Source organism: Hydrogenophaga pseudoflava (assembly GCF_031020795.1).
Classification (GTDB): domain Bacteria; phylum Pseudomonadota; class Gammaproteobacteria; order Burkholderiales; family Burkholderiaceae_C; genus Hydrogenophaga; species Hydrogenophaga pseudoflava_A.
Genome location: NZ_JAVHJP010000003.1, coordinates 458,392 through 477,005, shown reverse-complemented (window position 1 = coordinate 477,005; position 18,614 = coordinate 458,392). Strand labels below are relative to the sequence as shown.

Genomic DNA, 18,614 nt, shown 5'->3' with positions numbered 1-18,614 from the left:
CATGTGCGCCGTCGGCAACGCCGTCGCCGGCTGGCCCGCGCCCGACTGGTCGCAGCCCTGGAACGCGCCTTTTGCCCATGACGGCGCAGCGGTGCGCGCGACCTGCGAGCAGGGTGCGCCGCTGCCGCAAGCACTGACGCGGCACCTCGGTGCGGCCGGCCCGTGCTTCGTGCCGCAGTCTGAACTGCCAGAGGGGCTGGCCTACGAGCAGTTCATTTTTGAGCATGGTGCTGTGCCCACGCGCGAGGGCCTGCACGACTTCTTCAACGGTCTGGTCTGGGCGCGTTTCCCCGACACCAAGCGCCTGCTCAACCGCCTGCAGGCGGCCCAGATCGCCCAGGCCGGTGTGGGCCAGGTGCGCGGACCGGTGCGCGATGCGATCACGCTGTTCGACGAAAACGCCGTGCTGCTCCAGGCACCCGACGCGATCTGGGACGCGCTGACCGCGCGCGAGTGGACCCGGCTGTTCGTGGATCTGCGGCCCCTGTGGGCGCAGGTCCGGCTGGTAGCTTTCGGGCACGCGCTGCTGGAGAAGCTGGTGTCGCCCTACAAGTCCATCACCGGGCATGTCTACCGTGCGCCCGTGCCCGCCGCCCTGGGGGCCGATGTGGTGGCCTGGGACCGCTGGCTGGCGGCGCGCCTGACTGCGGCCGAACTGGCCTCCAAACCCTTCACCCCGCTGCCTGTGCTGGGGGTGCCGGGCTGGTGGCCGGCGAACCAGGACCCGGCGTTCTACGACGACGCCTCCGTGTTCCGGCCACCCCGAAACGCCACCGCCCATCCGACATGACTCTTCCTGCCGCGCCCTCCTGGTCCCATCTGAACCTCGCGCAGGGCGCCGACCGCGCCACCCTGGCCGCGCACTTCCGCGAGACCGGCGTGCGCGACGTGGAGTGCCTGTTCGCCGACGTCACCGGCTACCCGCGCGGCAAGCTCATGCCCGCCGCGAGCTTTGCCGGCGGGACCGAGCTGCGCATCTGCCAGGCGATTCCCATGCAGTGCGTCACCGGCGACTACAGCTACGACCCCATCTTTCCCGACAGCGACCCGGATGTGCGCCTGGTGCCCGACCTGGCCACGCTCAAGCGCTCGCCCTGGGCCAGCGTGCCGCGCTACCTGGCGGTGCACGACTGCCTGGAACTGGACGGCAGCCTGTGCGAGTTCGCGCCGCGCTCGGTGCTGAAGAACGTGTTGGCGCGCTATGCGGCCAAGGGCCTGAGCCCCGTGGTCGCGCCCGAGATCGAGTTCTATCTGACGGCTGCCATGAGCGACCCGGCGCAGCCGCTGGCCTCGCCCACCGGCCGGGGCGGGCGGCCCGAGGTCGGCCAGTCGGCCTTCAGCCTGAATGCGCTCAACGAACTGGCGCCGTTCTGGGACGCCTTCCACGCCGCCATCGACGGCCTGGGCATCCGCGCCGACACCTGGCTGCACGAGGTGGGCGAGAACCAGTACGAGATCAACCTGCTGCACGGCGACCCGGTGGCGGTGGCCGACCAGGCCTTCCTGTTCAAGACCGCGGCGCGCGAGATCGCACTGCAGCATGGCCTCAACGCGGTCTTCATGGCCAAGCCCATCGCAGGGCAGGCCGGCAGCTCGATGCACCTGCACCAGAGCGTGGTGGACCCGCAGGGCCGCAACGTGTTCAGCAACGCCGACGGCTCGGCCAGCGAGGCCTTCTTCCACTACATCGGCGGCCTGCAGGCCTGCACGCCCGACCTGATGCTGGTTTACGCGCCCACCGTCAACAGCTACCGCCGCTACGTGGCCGGCAGCCAGGCGCCGACCAATGTGCAGTGGGGCCACGACAACCGCACCGCCGGCCTGCGCGTGCCGGTCAGCGGGCCGGCCGCGCGCCGGGTGGAGAACCGCCTGGCCGGCGCAGACGCCAACCCGTATCTCGCCATCGCGGCCACGCTGGCGGCCGGGCTGGCCGGCATGGAGGAACGGCTGGCGCCGTCCGAGCCGGTGGTGGGCAACGGCTACCACCAGGCGCGCAGCCTGCCGCGAACCTTTGACGCCGCGCTGGATCAGATGGCGCACAGCCGGCACGCGGTGCGGCTGCTGGGCGAGCGCTTCGTGCGCGGCTACCTCGCGGTCAAGACGCTGGAATACGACCATTTCCTGCGCGAAGTCACGGCCTGGGAACGGCGGTACCTGCTGCCCCAGGTCTGAACACATCTTGAAACGGGGCCGGCCCACCCCCACTATCATCCGACCCTCTTTCCCACGGAGCCTCCATGAAACGCATCTTCCTGTTCGTTCTGACCAACGTCGCCGTGATGGCGGTGCTGATGGTCACCTCGCGCCTGTTGGGTGTGGACCGTTACCTCACGGCCAATGGCCTGAACATGACGGCGCTGGCGGGCTTCTCGCTGATCATGGGCTTCGGCGGCGCGACCATCTCGCTGCTGATGAGCAAGACCATGGCCAAGATGAGCACCGGCGCGCGCGTGATCAACCAGCCGCAGACCGCCGACGAGGCCTGGATCGTGCAGACGGTGCAGAACTTCGCACAGAAGGCCGGCATCGGCATGCCCGAAGTGGCCATCTACGACGGCGCGCCCAACGCCTTCGCCACCGGTGCCTTCAAGAACTCCGCCCTGGTCGCCGTGTCCACCGGCCTGCTGCAGAACATGACGCGCGAAGAAGTCGAGGCCGTGATCGGCCACGAGGTGGCGCACGTGGCCAACGGCGACATGGTCACCATGACCCTGATCCAGGGCGTGATGAACACCTTCGTCGTGTTCCTCAGCCGCGTGATCGGCTACGCGGTCGACAGCTTCCTGCGCCGCGGTGATGATCGCGACAGCGGCCCCGGCATCGGCTACATGGTCACCACCATCGTGTTGGACATCGTGCTCGGTTTCGTGGCGGCCATCATCGTGGCCTGGTTCTCGCGCCAGCGCGAGTTTCGCGCCGACGCCGGTGCGGCCCAGCTGATGGGGCGCAAGCAGCCGATGATCAACGCCCTGGCCCGCCTGGGCGGCCTGTCCGCCGGCGAGCTGCCCAAGACCATGCAGGCCTTCGGCATCACCGGCAACCTGGGCAAGCTGTTCTCCACCCACCCGCCGATGGAAGAGCGCATCGCTGCTCTTCAAAATCTGTGACCGCCAGTCATTGGTCCAACAAAAAACGCGACCCGAGGGTCGCGTTTTTTGTTTTGGGCGGGTGCTTCAGCGGTAGTAGCGGTCCCACTGCTCGTCGTCGCGGTCGCGCCAGTGACGGTTGTCGTGACGGTACGGGCGCTGGCCGCCGATGCGCACCACTTCCGGCGCGTTCGACGCCTGCGGGCGGTAGCCGGAGCCATAGCCCGGGCCATAGGCCGGAGCGGCGCCCACCGGCATCACGCTGACGGGCACCCAGCGGCCCGGGTCCTGGGGCATCTGGGTGCTGTACTGTCGGCCCGCATATTCGTAGACCACGTTGTAGGCCACGACGCGGTTTTCCATCACGTTCTGCGTGCTGCACTCCTGCACGGTGCGGGTGTGCGACTGCCCCTTGCCTTCGATCTTGTTGCCCAGGATGGCGCCGCCGAACAGGCCGATGGCGGTCGCTGCGGCGCGGCCGTTGCCGTCACCGATGGCGTTGCCCATCGCACCGCCGGCGATCGCGCCCATGATGGCGCCGGCTCCGGAGGTGCGGGCCGGCTCCCGCACGGTCACGTTCTGGCAGACCTGCTGCGGCACGGCGACTTGCTGGATCACCGGGGTGCTGCTGAGCACGCGGCCTCGTTCGTCCTGCGCCTGCGCGGCGCTGGTGCCGGCGAGGGCCATCACGCCGGACAGGACGGGGATCAGGAGGGAACGGGGGGAGGAGTTCATGGAGGTCTCCGTGGGTTGAAGGAGCCTCCACTGTGCGGGGCTTGTGTCAAGCCGCACCGCACCCGGTGTAAAGCTGGCGAGCCAGTTGTAACCAGCGGTGTTCAGCCGCCGAGGATGGCCTGGCCGACCGCTTCGGCGACCTTGATGCCGTCCACCCCCGCCGACAGGATGCCGCCCGCATAGCCCGCGCCTTCGCCGGCCGGGTACAGGCCGCGCGTGTTCAGGCTCTGGAAGTCCTCGCCGCGCGTGATGCGCAGCGGCGAGCTGGTGCGGGTCTCCACGCCGGTGAGCATGGCGTCGGGCATGTCGTAGCCCTTGATCTTGCGGCCGAACGCCGGCAGCGCCTCGCGCATGGCCTCGATGGCGTAGGCCGGCAGGGCCGGGGCCAGATCGCCCAGCTTCACGCCCGGTTTGTACGAGGGCAGCACCTCGCCGAAGGTGGTGGACGGTGTGCCCGTGAGGAAGTCGCCGACTTTCTGGCCTGGCGCCTCGTAGCTCTGTCCGCCCAGCTCGAAGGCTCGGGCCTCCAGCCGGCGCTGCAGCACGATGCCGGCCAGCGGGTGGGTCTGTCCTTGGGCGGCCAGGGACTCGGCCTCTTTCGCGAAGCGCGCGCCGTCGGCGTCGCCGAAGGCGGCGGTCCACATCGGCAGGTCCTGCGGGAAGTGCGTCGGGTAGTCGGCCAGGTCGATGCCGACCACCATGCCGGCGTTGGCGTTGCGCTCGTTGCGCGAATACTGGCTCATGCCGTTGGTGACCACGCGGCCGGGCTCGCTGGTGGCGGCGACCACGGTGCCACCCGGGCACATGCAGAAGCTGTAGACTGCGCGGCCGTTCTTCGCGTGGTGCACCAGCTTGTAGTCGGCCGCGCCCAGCAGCGGGTGGCCGGCATGCCGGCCCCAGCGCGCACGGTCGATGACGCTCTGCGGGTGTTCGATGCGGAAGCCCACCGAGAAGGGCTTCGCTTCGAGGAACACGCCCGCGTCGTGCAGCATGGCGAAGGTGTCGCGCGAGCTGTGACCCAGCGCGAACACCGCGTGGCGCACCGGCATGTCGATGGTGTCGCCGGTGTCCAGCCGCCGCACACGCAGGCCGGCCAGTCGCTGCACGCCATCCCCGGACGGTGCCAGCGCCACCCCCGTCACCTGGTGCTGGAAGCGGATGTCACCGCCCAGCGCCACGATCTTCTCGCGCATTGCCTCGACCACTTTCACCAGCTTGAAGGTGCCGATGTGCGGGTGCGCCTGGTACAGGATTTCCGGCGGCGCACCAGCGTCGACGAACTCGTTCATCACCTTGCGGCCGATGAAGCGGGGGTCCTTGATCTGGCTGTAGAGCTTGCCGTCGGAGAAGAGGCCCGCGCCGCCCTCCCCATACTGCACGTTGCTCTGCGGGTTGAGCACCTTCTTGCGCCACAGACCCCAGGTGTCCTTGGTGCGTTCGCGCACCGGCTTGCCGCGCTCGAGCACGATGGGCCGCAGGCCCATCTGGGCCAGCGCCAGCGCGGTGAACAGGCCGCAGGGCCCCAGGCCGATCACCACCGGGCGCTCGGTCTCGTCGGCCGGCCAGCCCGCGGGTGCATGGCCGGGCGGGTGCCAGGCCATGTCGGGCGTGGGCTGGATGTGCGGGTTCTTCTCGTGCGGGGCCAGCAGGTGCGGCTCCTGGGAAGGGTCGGCCAGCGCCACGTCCACGATGTAGACCGCCAGCAGGTCGGCCTTGCGCGCGTCGAAGCTGCGCTTGAACACCGACAGCGTGGCGATGGCCTCGGGCGCCACCTTCAGCGCCTGGGCGGCCAGGCGTGTGAGGGCGGCCACCGGGTGTGGCGGCGGCACCCGGTCCTGGTCGGTTTCGGTGGGGGCGTCGGCGGCGCGGCGGTGCTCGGCGGGCACCTCGGCCAGAGGCAGTTTGAGTTCGGCGATGCGGATCATGGTCTCGTGGGGCTTGTGTTCATCAAGCAGCGAAGGCCGTTATTGTCGCTGGGCGCCTGACCACAATCGCTGTCGCTTAATTTACCCGGGTAAAATAATTTATCCGGGTAAAATAAACCATGTCCCAGACCTTCGACTCCTCCCATCCGCCGGCCACCAAACCCCTGTGGCGCATCTACCTCGTGTTCCTGGTGCCCATGGTGCTCTCGAACATCCTGCAGGGCCTCTCGGGCACGCTCAACGGCATCTTCATCGGCCAGATGCTGGGCACCCATGCCTTGGCCGCGGTCTCGGGCATGTTCCCCATCGTGTTCTTTTTCATCTCGCTGATCATCGGCCTGGGCGCCGGCGCCTCGGTGCTGATCGGCCAGGCCTGGGGCGCGCGCGAGCCGCACAAGGTCAAGGCCATTGCCGGCACGGCGATCACGCTGGGCGCAGTGATCGGCCTGGTGGCTGCGGTGGCCGGCACGGTGTTCGCGCGCGAAGCCATGGTGGCGCTGGGCACGCCGGCCGATGTGCTGGACGACGCGGTCTCCTACGCCCGCATGATGATGCTCTTCATGCCGCTGCTGCTGGTGTTCATCCTGCTCACCCAGTTGCTGCGCGGGGTCAGCGACACGGTTTCGCCGCTGCTGGCCCTGCTGCTGTCCACCACGGTGGGTCTGGCGCTGACGCCGCTGCTGATCAAAGGCTGGATCGGCCTGCCGCCCTTGGGCATTCGCAGCGCAGCACTGGCCGGCTTCGTCTCCACCGCCGCCGCGCTCCTGTTCCTGGGGCTGCGGCTGCACCGTCTCGGGCATGTGCTGGCGCCCGACCGGGAACTGCTGCACGCGCTGAAACTGGACCGGGTCATCCTGGGGAAGGTCATGCGCATCGGCCTGCCCACAGGCCTGCAGATGGTGGTGATCTCGCTGTCGGAACTGGTGATCCTGGCACTGGTCAACGGCCATGGCTCACAGGCCACGGCCGCCTACGGCGCGGTGACGCAGATCGTCAACTACGTGCAGTTCCCGGCGCTCTCGATCGCCATCACGGCGTCCATCCTGGCCGCGCAGACCATCGGCGCGGGGCGCATTGAACGCCTGACACCCATCCTCAGGACCGGGCTGGGCCTGAACGCCGCGCTCACCGGCGGCCTGGTGCTGCTGGGCTATGCCATTTCGGGCTGGGCGCTGGGTCTGTTCCTCACGCAGGACAGCGTGCATGCGCAGGCGCAGCACCTGCTGCACCTGATGCTCTGGAGCATTCTGGTGTTCGGCTTCCAGGCCGTGGTCGGCGGCATCATGCGGGCCAGCGGCGACGTGCTGGTGCCGATGGCGATCTCGGTGTTCTGCATCCTGGGAGTGCAGCTGCCGGTGGCGTATCTGCTGGATGCGCGCCTGGGTCTGGAGGGCATCTGGATCGCGTTTCCAGTGGCCTATGTGACCATGCTGGTGCTTCAGAGCGGCTATTACCAGGCGGTGTGGCGGCGCCGCAAGATCAGAAAACTGATCTGAACAGGGATAATCGCGTCCGTGAAGCGCGCCAGACCGCCGCTGGCACGAGACCCGAAAGGGTGTGCTGGAGGAACGTCCGGACTGCACAGGACAGCGTAGGAGGTAACACCTCTCCACCGACCAGCCTGACGGGGCAACCCGAAGGGCCCTAAGGTGAGGATCAGAGCAACAGAGACGAGTCCGGTGGGAGTGCCGCAAGGCAGACCAGCCGGGGTGAAACGGGCAATCTCTACGCGCAGCAATACCAAATAGGCCAGCGTTGATGTGGTTCCGCGGAGCTGGCGGGTAGGTAGCACCGAGCCGGGTGGGCGACCCCCGGCCCAGAGGAATGGCGGTCACATCCGGGGCAACCCGGGTGCACAGAATCCGGCTTATCGGCGCGCTTCACACTTTATTCATTGGCCCAGCCGAGGCATCCGGCCCGTGCGCAAGGCATGCGACCAATCTGCGCGCTGGCGCAGGTCGGCCTGCTGCGCAGCTGACTCGTGGTCATAGGGCACGCTGACCAGTTCGCAGAACCACCGGCCGTTCCGCTTGTCGACGATGGCGTAACGCGCATCCGGACTCCCGTTCTCGATGCGGTGGTAGTTCGACTGCGGATATGGGTGGTCGTCGTCGTAGGCGGGCAGGCCCACGCTGCCCGGGTTGACGATGAGCAGGCCACGGTCGGTGCGAACCGACCGGGGCACATGGGAATGCCCGCAGGCCAGCAGCGTGATGTGTTGCGGAATCCGGCCGTCCAGGCGTTCCCGGACCTCGCCGGGCGTGGCCAGCCGCGCCTCTTCTCCCACCGGGGTTTCCAGCAGGTACTCGATGTCGCTGCGCGGACTGCCGTGGCACAGGGCCACGTCGCGGCCCACGCGCTCGGGCCAGACTTCGCCGCGGTGCAGGCGGGGATCGCACGGGTCGGCGTGGCTGGCCAGCCAGGACTTGTCGGCTTCGGCCAGCTGACCGCTGGTGTAGGCGTCCGACGCGTTCTGGCGCGCCAGCGGCTGGCGCAATACCTGCCGTTCGTGGTTGCCGGCCACATGCAGCCAGGGCAGGGGCCGCAGGCGACGGGCCGTCTCCTGCGGCAGGAGCGGGCCGCTGAGCGTGTCCCCCAGGTTCACGACCTCATCGACCTGGCGACGGGTGATGTCGTCGATGACAGCGTCGAGCGCGGCCAGGTTGCCGTGGATGTCGGAGACGAAGGCGATGCGCATGGGTGGCTGTGTTCTGGTTCAGGCGTTGAAGCCTCCCAGGCTCTGGATGTGTTCGACGTGCGCCAGCATGGAGCGCTTGGCCACCGGCCACAGACGCTCGGGCACGTCGTCGTAGGCGATCTTCACCCAGTCGTCCATGGTGCCGGCGGGCAAGGCCTGCATGGCGCGGGCCACCTTGGCTTCGCGCGCCAGCCGGTGGGCCTTGAGGTGGGCGATGGCCGCGCGCGCGCCGCCGTGTTCCGGCGCGGCGGGGTTGTCGGTGCTGCGCGGGTGGTCGCCCAGCACGTAGCCGTGCGCGGGCAGGATGAAGTGCACGCCGTGCTGCGCGCACAGGCGGTCCAGTTTGTCGAGTGAATCGAGGTAGTCGCCCATGTGGCCGTCGGGCGGGTCGATGACGGTGGTGCTGCCGTTGAGGATGTGGTCGCCGCTGAACAGCAGTCCGTCTTCTTCGAGCAGCAGGCAGAGGTGGTTGGCGGCGTGGCCGGGCGTGTGCACCACCTGCAGCGTGTGGGTGCTGCCGTCCTGGCCCTGCAGCACCAGGCGTTCGCCGTCGGCCAGCGCGCGCTCGGGCGTGAAGCGGCTGTTCTCGCGCGAGGTCGGGGCGCTGGGCAGGCCGAGGATGGGCGGACGGTCGCGGCCGGCGCCGGCACACAGCGCCTGCAGCCGGGGGGCGCCGGGCGAATGGTCGGGGTGCGAGTGGGTGCAGACGATGGCGCGGACGTCGCCGCCCGCGGCGCGCCACAGGCGTTCGATGTGCGCCGGCTCGTCCGGCCCGGGGTCGATCACGATGTGGCCGGTGGCCGGGTCGCCGACGATGTAGCTGTTGGTGCCGGGGCCGGTCATGACGCCGGGGTTGGGTGCGGTCAGCCGCATCACGTTCCGGAGCAGCGGTACCGGCCGCTCGGTCTGCCAGGCCAGCTCGTGCACGATCTGGCCGTCCGGGCTGACCAGGGCCAGTTCGCCGAAGGGTTGCTCATGCTCCATGTGGCGCGATTCGTGGCCGTTCATCAGGCCGGCACGCGGACAGCTGGTGAACAGCGGTTCATCGTTGACTGCACAAGCCTGCAACACCGAGTCCACCGTGGCATAGGCCTGCAGGCGTTCCAGCGTGCGGATGGTCGGGAAGATGATGAAGAACTGGCCGGCCGCATGGCGCGCCAGCGCGTCGGCCGGGCGCACCCACAGCGGCTCGAACTGCTCGGACTCGTCGGCCACAGGTCCCTGGCCTTCGGGCATGCGCGCGACCAGGAAGGGCACGTCGAAGCGGCGCGGCAGGTCGCGGTCGGTGACCCAGTGGGCGAGCACGAAGACCTCGGCGCCCGAGAGCGTCAGGCCTTGCCCGGCGCACTCCACGGCGAACGGGGCTTGGCGGTCGAGCGCGGCGATCTGCGCGGTGTTCAGGTGCGTGCCGTCGGACCGGCGCGCGAGCAGGATGCCCAGTTCCTCGAAGCTCTCGCGGATGGCCGCGATGGCCTGCGTCAGGTGCAGGTCGCTCTGCGTCGGTCGCCGCGTCGACCGGGCGTGGCTCTGCGCGTCGGCGGCGTCGATGCCGCCCCCGGGGAAGACGTAGGCACCGGGCGCGAAGCTGGCCGTCATCGAACGGCGCGTCATCAGCACCTCGATGCCTTGCGGTGTGTCGCGCAGCAGCAGCACGGTGGCGGCGGGGCGCACCGGGGCGGGTACGCGCTGGGGGTGGAGCAGTTGGGTGGGGCGGACCATGCGCACATTGTGCGGCGATGGCGCGGCAGGCGCTGTCGCGTCGGCCTCCCGGGTCTATGGGCCGGGTGCGAGCGCCGACATTTCGGCGGACAGACCCTGCCAGGCGATGTCGAAGCCCGGCGTCTGGCGCTGCGGTGGCAGCGGCGGCGTGCGCAGGGCCCAGTGGGTGCCGGCGACCACGCTGTCGATCACCGGCACGGGCACCTGGCTTTGCACGGCGGCGGCCATGCCGGCCAGGCCGGCGCCTCCCAGGATCACGGCCTGCACGCCGAGCTGGTGGGCGGCGTCGCGGCAGGCCTGGGCCAGCAGGCGGTGGGCGGCTGCGGGGTCGGCCGCGAGCTGTGCGCCGGTGGGAGCCACGGTGTGGATGCCGGCCAGCTGCTGCGCCTGGCCCAGGGCCTGCGCGAGTCGCTGCAGCATCGGTCCCCAGCGCTCGCCGCCGGTGACGATGGCGTAGCGGCCGTGGCGCGCGGCCTCGATGAAGGCGGCTTCGGCCAGGCCGGTGACGGGCGCGGGACTGGACTCGCGCAGCGCCATCAGGCCGGGGTCGCCGAAGCAGCCGATCAGCACCGCATCGGGCTTGGCGTCGGTGTCCGCCAGTGCTGCGGCCCAGGCGTCGAGCGCGGCGTGCGCGGCCACCGCATAGCTGGCTTCGTCGGCGATGTAGGGCGCGCCGAAGCGGGCGGTGATGGTGTGCACCGCCACATGCGATCCGGCCGCCGCCTGCACGTGCTGCTGCAGCAGCGCGCTGACCCGCTCCGAGGTATTGGGGTTGATGACCAGCAAACGTTTCATGAACCGAACAGCTCCAGCAGGTCCGGCGCGGCCTCCGGCGTGGACGTGAAACTAAGTTGTGACTCCAGCCGCTCCAGGTGCTCGCGCATCAGGCGCGCGGCTTCCTTGCCGTCGCGCAGCTGGATCGCGGCGAGCAGGGCGCGGTGTTCCTGGCAGCCGCAGGCGGTGGCGTCCTCGCGCACCTGGGCGTGCGGCGTGCTGTAGGCCATGAGGATGAGCGAGGTGCGGGAGACCAGCTCGCGCAGGATGCCGCCCAGGGTCTGATGCCCCGCGTGTTCGGCGATCTGCAGGTGGAAGTCGCCCGAGAGCCGGATCGCGCGGCGCATGTCGCCGGCCTTGCGTGCGGCCTCTTCGTCGCGGATGCAGGCCTTGAGCGCCTGGATCTGGGCGGCGGTGGCCTGGGCGATGAAGCGCTCCACCAGCAGCGGCTCGATCATGCGCCGCACCTCGAACACCTCGTGCGCCTCCTGCTCGCTGGGCTCCGCGATCGATGCGCCGCGGTTGGGCGTGAGCGTGACCACCTTCTCGTTGGCCAGCCGCACCAGCACCGGCCGGATGCGCGTGCGCGAGACACCGAAGGCCGCCGCCAGCCGGTCCTCCACCAGCTTGGTGCCGGGCGGCAGCTGGTGGTCGAGGATGGCCGAGACCATGCGCTCGTAGATCGCCTGGTCGGTGGGCGGCGCGGCAGCGGTCTTCATTTTTTCTTCAGCCACATGGCGAGGCCGACGGTAACGCCCATCACCGCGAACGAGACGACCGTCGTGACGGTGCCCAGTGCATAGATGGCCGGCGTGGTGACGGTGGCCGTCAGGCCCTGCAACTCCAGCGGCAGGGTGTTGACGTCGCCGATGGCCTGCGAGGTGCGGGCGATTTCGTCCCAGCTGAGTGTGAAGCCGAACATGCCGACGCCGACCACCGAGGGGCCGATCAGCGGCAGCACCACGTGGCGGAAGGTCTGCCAGGGCGTGGCGCCCAGGTCGCGGGCGGCCTCTTCATAGGCCGGGTTGAAGCGGTTGAACACCGCGAACATGATCAGCAGGCCGAAGGGCAGGGTCCAGGTGAGGTGCGCACCCAGTGCCGAGGTGAACAGGCCCAGCGCAGTGCCGTATTCCTCCAGCATGGTGGTGGCGCCCACCGCTTCCAGCAGCCATTTGAGTCCGCCGTCGAGCAGGCGGAACTGCAGGCCGATGCCCAGCGACACGATGATGGACGGCATGATCAGGCTGGCCACGGTCACGTAGAACAGCGTGTTGCCTCCGCGCAGCTTTTTGCGGAAGGCCAGGCCGGCCAGCACGGACAGCACAACGGTGAAGGCCATGACCACCGCGCCCAGCATCAGCGAGCGGGTGAAGGCGGCACCGATGTCCACCGTGCCCAGGCCCTCGGCGAGCTGGCGGAACCAGTGCAGCGACCAGCCGCGCATGGGGAAGGTGAGGCCGCCTTCCGGCCCCTGGAAAGAGAGCACGAAGATGACGGCCATCGGGCCGTACATGAACAGCACGAAGAGGGCAAAGACCACCGCCAGCGGCCAGAAGCCGGCGGCACGCGCATCGGAGACTCGGGCTTGCATGGTCAGAGTTCCTTTCTGATGTCCACCAGCCGGGTCAGGCCCCAGATGATCATGAGCACCACCGCCAGCAGGATCACCGCGTTGGCCGCGGCCAGCGGGAACTGCAGGTACGAGGTCTGCACCTGGATGATCTTGCCGACCGAGGCGATCTGCTGGCCGCCCATGACGCCGATGGTCACGAAGTCGCCCATGACGATGGTGATGACGAAGATCGAGCCGATGATGATGCCGGTCTTGCACAGCGGCACGATCACGTTCCACAGCGTCTGCCAGGCGCTCGCTCCGGCGTCGCTGGCGGCTTCGAGCAGGCTGCGGTCGATGCGCATCATGCTGTTGAAGATGGGCACGATCATGAACATGGTGTAGAGGTGCACGAAGGCCAGCACCACCGAGAAGTCGGAGAACAGCAGCCATTCGACGGGCTGGTCGATCAGTCCGATGCCCTGCAGGCTCTGGTTGACCAGGCCGTTGCGGCCCAGCAGCGGCACCCAGGAAATCATGCGGATGACGTTGGACGTCCAGAACGGCACGGTGCAGAGCACGAACAGGGCGGTCTGCATGCCCGAGGACCGCACGTGGAACGCCAGGAAGTACGCCACGGCAAAACCCAGCACCAGCGTGATCAGCCAGACCAGGAAACTGAACTTCAGCGTGGACAAATAGGTCGAGAGCGTGACGCAGAAGTCACCGTGTTCGGTGAGCGTGGAGCAGCCCTCGAAGATGGACAGGTAGTTGCGGACCGTGAAGGCTGGCAGCAGTTCGTACTCGTTGAAGTCCCAGAAGCTGACCATCAGCACGAGGCCGAGCGGGATCAGGAAGAACAGCACGAACACCAGCGTGTACGGCGTGGCCTGCCACCAGGCGGGCACGGTGCGGTTGGGGCTGTCGGTGACGGTGACCGTCACGGCGGTGTTCGTGCTCATGGGCTCAGAGGGCGGGGTGATCAGGCCGCGACGAATTCATTCCACTTGCGGACCATGTACTCGTTCTCGTCCATGACCGCGTTCCAGCAGGCGATGCCGCCCATGCGCTGCTCGTAGCTGCCGCCGTCGCGCACCGCACCGGCCTTGGCCAGCACGTCGCCGTTGGGGCTCTTGATGTCCTGCGTGGCGGCCTTGCCTTCCATCCAGTAGGCCCACTCGTAGGCTTCCATCTTGGCCTTGGCGGTCTCCAGCACGGCGCTGTAGTAGCCCTGGCGGTTGAGGTAGGCGCCGGCCCAGCCGTCGAGGAACCAGTTGATGAACTCGTAGGCGCCGTCGAGCTTGCGGCCCGACAGGGTGGCCGGCAGGCCGAAGCCGGCGGCCCAGGCGCGGTAGCCTTCCTTGAGCGGCTGGAAGTTGCACGCGATGCCCTTGGTGCGCACGGCGGTCACGGCCGGGCTCCACATGGACTGGATCACCACCTCGCCCGAGGCCATCAGGTTGACCGACTCGTTGAAGTCCTTCCACAGCGCGCGGAACTGGCCGGCCTTCTTGGCCTCGATCAGGGTCTTGATCGTCAGGTCGATCTCGGCCTTGGTCATGTTGCCCTTGTCAGCGTACTTGTGGATGCCCATGGCTTCCACCACCATGGCCGCGTCCATGATGCCGATGGACGGAATGTTCAGGATCGCAGCCTTGCCCTTGAACTCGGGGTTGAGCAGTTCCTTCCAGCTTTCGATCGGGCGCTTGATCAGGTCGGGGCGGATGCCCAGCGTGTCGGCGTTGTACACGGTGGGGATCAGGCTCATGAACTGGGTCGGGCTCTTGGCGAAGACCTTGCTCTTCTCGCCTTCCAGGAAGATCACCTTCTTGGGCGCGGTGCCCTGGTCGCCCACGGCCTTGCCACCCACCGTGCCGGTGGTGAACAGCGACGTGATCTTGTCCGCGTTCTTGATCTTCTTGACGTCGATGCCCTTGAGGTTGCCGGTGGGCACGATCTTCTTGAGCGAGAAGTACTCGGTGTCGATCAGGTCGAAGCTGTTGGGCGCGGTGACGGCACGCTTGGTCACGTCGTCGGTGGTCACGGCCACGTACTGGATCTTGATGCCGGTGTCCTTCTCGAACTTTTCGGCGATGGTCTTGTCCTGGTTCACCGCGGTGCCCAGGTAGCGCAGGGTGATCTTCTCCTGCGCGTGCACGCTCGGGGCGAGGCCGCTGGCCAGGATGCCAGCGAGGCCGGCGGTGCCTTGCAGCAGGCTGCGGCGCGACAGGCCTTCTTGCGGGAGATCGGTGGGATCGGACATGGAGAACTCCTTGGGTTCAGGTGGTGAGGGACGGGGAAAGGGAAACGGGCGGGCTCAGGCGGCCAGGGCATGCGCCTGGGCCGGATTCCAGCTCAGGTCGGCGCGCTCGCCGGTGGTCCAGGGACGGTCGACGAAGCTGGCTTCGGGCAGCATCACGGACACACCACGGTCGGCGCCGTCGCCGTCAAGCTGCAGGCCCAGCAGCACGTAGGTGCCCTGGTACTCCACGTCGCTCACGGTGGCGGTCCAGCCGGTGCTGCCGGCCTCGGTCAGGCGGATGTGGTCGTTGCGCACGGCGACCTTCCCGTCGGCGGTCTGCAGCACGTTGTGGCCGCCCATGAAGCGGGCCACGAACTCGCTGGCCGGCCGGTTGTAGACGGTGTGGGGCGGTCCGGCCTGTTCGATGCGGCCGTGGTTCATGACCACCATGGTGTCGGCCAGCGCCATCGCCTCTTCCTGGCTGTGCGTGACGTGAATGAAGGTCAGACCGAGTTCGCGCTGCCAGTGGCGCAGCTCGGCGCGCATCTGGATGCGCAGGAAAGGGTCGAGCGCGGAGAGCGGCTCGTCCAGCAGCAGCACGCGCGGTTGGGTGATGAGGGCGCGCGCCAGGGCCACGCGCTGCTGCTGGCCACCGGAGAGCTCCCCCGGCTTGCGGTGCGCCAGGTGCCCCATGGCCACGCGTTGCAGCAGGTCCTGTGCGCGGGCATGGCGCTCGGCCTTGGCCACGCCCTTCATCTTGAGGCTGAAGGCCACGTTGTCCAGCGCCGAGAGGTGGGGGAACAGCGCGAAGCTCTGGAACATCATGGCCGTGCCGCGCGCCGCGGCCGGCAGGCTGGTGATGTTGCGGTTCTCCAGCAGGATGTCGCCGCTGCTGGTGCTCTCGTGGCCCGCGATCATGCGCAGCGTCGTGCTCTTGCCGCAGCCCGAAGGGCCGAGCAGGCAGCAGTAGCTGTTGGCGGCGATGCGCAGGTTGATGGCGTCGACCGCGGTGGCGCCCGGACCATACTGTTTGGTCAGGGCGATCAGTTCGACGGCGGCAGGGGCGGTGGTGTCAGCATCCATGCCGGTCTTGTTGCACGAGCCGTGCCAGGCGTTTTGTATGCAATCCGCACAAGATTGCATACAAAACAGCACCGGCTTTGTGCGCAATGGGTCCTGCGGAGTGCGCCGCAATCCGTGGCGGTGCGCGTGCACCGCCACGGCGCGCACCGGGGTGGGCGGATAATCGAACCATGCGAGTGCACTTCACCAAAATGCAGGGCGCGGGCAACGACTTTGTCGTGCTCGACGAGACCCGCGGCCGCCTGGGCCTGAGCGCGGCCCAGTACCGTTTCCTGGCCGACCGCCACTTCGGCGTCGGCGCCGACCAGATCCTGTCGGTGCGCCCTGCGCCGTCGGACGGCGTGGACTTCGAATACGTGATCCACAACGCGGACGGCGGCGAGGTCGAACACTGCGGCAACGGCGCGCGCTGCTTCGTGCGTTTCGTGCGCGACAAGGGCCTGACCGAGCGCAACCCTGTGCGTGTGAAGGTGAAGCACGGCGAAATCAGCCTGGCGCTGAACGACGACGGGCGTGTCACCGTGGACATGGGCGCGCCGATCTTCGACCTGGCGCGCGTGCCCTTCGACGCCGCCGGCCTGACGCCAGCGCCCATGGGGAACTTCGAGCGCTGGTCGCTGCCGCTGCCGCTGGCCGGCGGTGATGTGGCGCCGGTGGCCGTGCTGTCCATGGGCAATCCGCACGCGGTGCTGCTGGTGGACAACGTGGACACGGCCCCCGTGCCCACCTGGGGCCCGCAGATCGAGCGCCACGCGCAGTTCCCGGCGCGCGTCAACGCCGGCTTCCTGCAGGTGGTGGACCGTGCGAACGTGCGCCTGCGCGTGTATGAGCGCGGCGTGGGCGAGACCCTGGCCTGTGGCACCGGCGCTTGCGCCGCGGTGGTGGCCGGCATCCGCCTGGGCCTGCTGGACGAGCGCGTCGATGTCGAGACGCACGGCGGCCGCCTGACCATTGCGTGGCGCGACAATGCGGCCCACGACGCACCGGTCTTCATGACCGGACCGGCCACCTCGGTGTTCGAGGGCGACATCGACGTCCCCGAGCTGGCCTGAACATCAGGATCGACACACCCCCATGACCGACCCGACCATCCCCCCGATCACCGAAGACGACATCGCCAACTACCTGGCCAACACACCCGACTTCTTCGAGCGCCACGCCGGCGTGCTGGCGGCGGTGCAGCTGAGCAGCCCGCACGGCCAGCGCGCGGTGAGCCTGCAGGAGCGCCAGGCCGAGATGCTGCGCGAGAAGATCAAGGGTCTGGAGCTGCGCTCGGCCGACATGATCCGCCACGGCCAGGAAAACTCCGCCATCGCCGACCGCCTGCACCGCTGGACCCGCGAGCTGCTGACGACCCGCGAGACGCAGGACCTGCCCCTGGTGGCGGCGCGCGAGATGGCGGCCCAGTTCAATGTGCCGCAGGTGGCGATCAAGCTGTGGGGTGTGGCGGACGACTTCTCCGGCCAGTCCTACGCCCAGGGCGCCAGCGACGATGTGCAGGCCTTTGCCTCGTCGCTGCCGCGGCCGTACTGCGGCGCCAACCCGGGCCTGGAGGCGGCCGGCTGGCTGGTCGACCCGGGCGCGGTGGCCTCGCTGGCCCTGATTCCGCTGCGCGCCGGCGCCGGTCAGGACGCGTTCGGCCTGCTGGTGCTGGGCTCGCCCGATCCGCAGCGCTTCGCCGCCGACATGGGCACCGAGTTCCTGGAGCGCATGGGCGACCTGACCGCTGCGGCCCTCTCGCGCTTGCGCCCCTGACCTGGCCCCGCGGTGAGCCACGGCGCCGAGCCCATGAACCCTGGTGACGACGCGGCGCTGGTCGAGGCCTACCTGGCGCACGTGCGTGTCGACAAGCGGCTGGCGGCGCGCACGGTCGAGCTCTATACCGGTGACCTGGCACGGCTGGCGCAGAACGCGCAGTCCGCAGGCGTCGGCCTGCGCCAGGTGCAGAGCGCCCATGTGCGCCGCTGGGTGGCGCAGATGCACAGCGCCGGCCGCAGCGCCCGCGGCATCGCGCTCATCCTCTCGGGCTGGCGCGGGTTCTATGCCTGGTTGGGGCGCCAGGGCCTGGTGACCCAGAACCCGGTGCAGGACGTGCGCGCGCCCAAGGCCGGCAAGCCCCTGCCCAAGGCGCTGGGCGTGGACGAGTCGGTGCAGCTGGCCTCGCACGTGGAAGAGGGCGACGACCCGGCTCTGGAGGCGCGCGACGCCTGCATCACCGAACTGCTCTACGGCTGCGGCCTGCGCATCGGCGAACTGGTGGGTCTGGACGTGGCTGCCAGTGGCACGGCGCGCGGCTGGATCGATCTGCAGGGGGGCGAGGCCCATGTGCTGGGCAAGGGCTCCAAGCGGCGCAGCGTGCCGGTGGGCCGTGCAGCGATGGAGGCGCTGCAGCGCTGGCTGGCGGCGCGCCCCGCCATTGCCGGTGAAGACCCGGCGCTGTTCATCGGACGACACGGCACCCGCCTGACCCCGCAGCACATCCGGGTGCGGCTCAGGCGCCGGTCGCTGCTGGCCGGCCTGTCGACCCCGGTCCATCCGCACATGCTGCGGCACTCCTTCGCCAGCCACGTGCTGCAGAGCAGCGGCGACCTGCGCGCCGTGCAGGAGCTGCTGGGGCACGCCAGCATCGGCACCACGCAGGTGTATACGAGGCTGGACTTCCAGCACCTGGCCCGGGCCTACGACGCAGCCCACCCGAGAGCCAAAGGGCGCGGGCCCGCCAAGTCCTGATAGTGGATCTGGCGTGACCGGGAATACCCGCTGAAGGAAGAGGGCGGGGACTGGAAAAACTTTGCTTGCA

General features: G+C 69.0%; 17 protein-coding genes and 1 other RNA gene. 8 read left to right on the top strand and 10 right to left on the bottom strand.

Features of this window, described 5'->3' with window-relative positions:
• Position 1: 1 nt before the first annotated feature.
• From RCO38_RS11835 to htpX, 3 genes are all read left to right on the top strand, one after another.
• Positions 2-790 carry a DUF3025 domain-containing protein gene (locus RCO38_RS11835; RefSeq protein ID WP_308328509.1) on the top strand — a complete coding sequence of 263 codons (789 nt, stop codon included), beginning with the start codon at positions 2-4 and terminating at the stop codon, positions 788-790.
• Positions 787-2,172 (top strand): glutamine synthetase family protein, encoded by a 1,386-nt coding sequence (locus tag RCO38_RS11830; RefSeq protein WP_308328508.1) that lies wholly within the window; start codon positions 787-789, stop codon positions 2,170-2,172. Before RCO38_RS11835 ends, RCO38_RS11830 begins: the two co-directional genes overlap by 4 nt.
• A gap of 65 nt (positions 2,173-2,237) precedes the next feature.
• Positions 2,238-3,107: a protease HtpX gene (gene htpX, locus RCO38_RS11825; protein ID WP_308328507.1), complete on the top strand. Its 870-nt coding sequence runs from the start codon at positions 2,238-2,240 to the stop codon at positions 3,105-3,107.
• Positions 3,108-3,173: 66 nt separating this feature from the next.
• Here htpX and RCO38_RS11820 read toward each other — a convergent pair whose 3' ends face one another.
• A complete protein-coding gene (locus tag RCO38_RS11820; RefSeq protein WP_308328506.1) occupies positions 3,174-3,821 on the bottom strand; it encodes a glycine zipper 2TM domain-containing protein in 648 nt (215 codons plus the stop codon).
• A 101-nt stretch (positions 3,822-3,922) separates the two neighbouring features.
• Positions 3,923-5,746, bottom strand: coding sequence for an NAD(P)/FAD-dependent oxidoreductase (locus RCO38_RS11815; RefSeq protein ID WP_308328505.1), 1,824 nt, complete (start codon positions 5,744-5,746; stop codon positions 3,923-3,925).
• A 119-nt stretch (positions 5,747-5,865) separates the two neighbouring features.
• Between RCO38_RS11815 and RCO38_RS11810 the strand changes: the two genes are divergently transcribed.
• Positions 5,866-7,242, top strand: coding sequence for an MATE family efflux transporter (locus tag RCO38_RS11810; RefSeq protein WP_308328504.1), 1,377 nt, complete (start codon positions 5,866-5,868; stop codon positions 7,240-7,242).
• Positions 7,243-7,262: 20 nt separating this feature from the next.
• Positions 7,263-7,632, top strand: an RNA gene (gene rnpB, locus RCO38_RS11805) — RNase P RNA component class A.
• Between the two features lie 5 nt (positions 7,633-7,637).
• Here rnpB and RCO38_RS11800 read toward each other — a convergent pair.
• The 8 genes from RCO38_RS11800 to RCO38_RS11765 are packed head-to-tail and all read right to left on the bottom strand — an operon-like array spanning position 7,638 to position 15,814.
• Positions 7,638-8,444 carry a metallophosphoesterase family protein gene (locus RCO38_RS11800; protein ID WP_308328503.1) on the bottom strand — a complete coding sequence of 269 codons (807 nt, stop codon included), beginning with the start codon at positions 8,442-8,444 and terminating at the stop codon, positions 7,638-7,640.
• A gap of 18 nt (positions 8,445-8,462) precedes the next feature.
• The gene (locus tag RCO38_RS11795; protein ID WP_308328502.1) at positions 8,463-10,163 is read right to left on the bottom strand and encodes an MBL fold metallo-hydrolase; all 1,701 of its coding nucleotides are present in this window, start codon (positions 10,161-10,163) and stop codon (positions 8,463-8,465) included.
• Between the two features lie 54 nt (positions 10,164-10,217).
• Positions 10,218-10,958, bottom strand: a complete 741-nt coding sequence (locus tag RCO38_RS11790) for an aspartate/glutamate racemase family protein (RefSeq protein ID WP_308328501.1) — start codon at positions 10,956-10,958, stop codon at positions 10,218-10,220.
• Complete coding sequence (locus RCO38_RS11785) at positions 10,955-11,656, bottom strand: GntR family transcriptional regulator (protein ID WP_308328500.1); 702 nt, start codon at positions 11,654-11,656, stop codon at positions 10,955-10,957. Before RCO38_RS11785 ends, RCO38_RS11790 begins: the two co-directional genes overlap by 4 nt.
• Complete coding sequence (locus RCO38_RS11780; RefSeq protein WP_308328499.1) at positions 11,653-12,528, bottom strand: ABC transporter permease; 876 nt, start codon at positions 12,526-12,528, stop codon at positions 11,653-11,655. The genes RCO38_RS11785 and RCO38_RS11780 overlap by 4 nt, the downstream gene beginning before the upstream one ends.
• A 2-nt stretch (positions 12,529-12,530) precedes the next feature.
• Positions 12,531-13,451, bottom strand: coding sequence for an ABC transporter permease (locus RCO38_RS11775; protein ID WP_308328498.1), 921 nt, complete (start codon positions 13,449-13,451; stop codon positions 12,531-12,533).
• Positions 13,452-13,471: 20 nt separating this feature from the next.
• A complete protein-coding gene (locus RCO38_RS11770; protein ID WP_308328497.1) occupies positions 13,472-14,752 on the bottom strand; it encodes an ABC transporter substrate-binding protein in 1,281 nt (426 codons plus the stop codon).
• 54 nt (positions 14,753-14,806) lie between these two features.
• Positions 14,807-15,814 (bottom strand): ABC transporter ATP-binding protein, encoded by a 1,008-nt coding sequence (locus RCO38_RS11765; protein WP_308328496.1) that lies wholly within the window; start codon positions 15,812-15,814, stop codon positions 14,807-14,809.
• Positions 15,815-15,984: 170 nt separating this feature from the next.
• Between RCO38_RS11765 and dapF the strand changes: the two genes are divergently transcribed.
• From dapF to RCO38_RS11750, 3 genes are read left to right on the top strand one after another with little or no spacing between them, the layout of a single operon-like run.
• Positions 15,985-16,866, top strand: a complete 882-nt coding sequence (gene dapF, locus RCO38_RS11760) for a diaminopimelate epimerase (RefSeq protein ID WP_308328495.1) — start codon at positions 15,985-15,987, stop codon at positions 16,864-16,866.
• Between the two features lie 22 nt (positions 16,867-16,888).
• Entirely contained in the window at positions 16,889-17,569 is a 681-nt protein-coding gene (locus RCO38_RS11755; RefSeq protein ID WP_308328494.1) for a DUF484 family protein, read from the top strand.
• A gap of 33 nt (positions 17,570-17,602) precedes the next feature.
• The gene (locus RCO38_RS11750; RefSeq protein WP_308328493.1) at positions 17,603-18,544 is read left to right on the top strand and encodes a tyrosine recombinase XerC; all 942 of its coding nucleotides are present in this window, start codon (positions 17,603-17,605) and stop codon (positions 18,542-18,544) included.
• Positions 18,545-18,614: the final 70 nt, after the last annotated feature.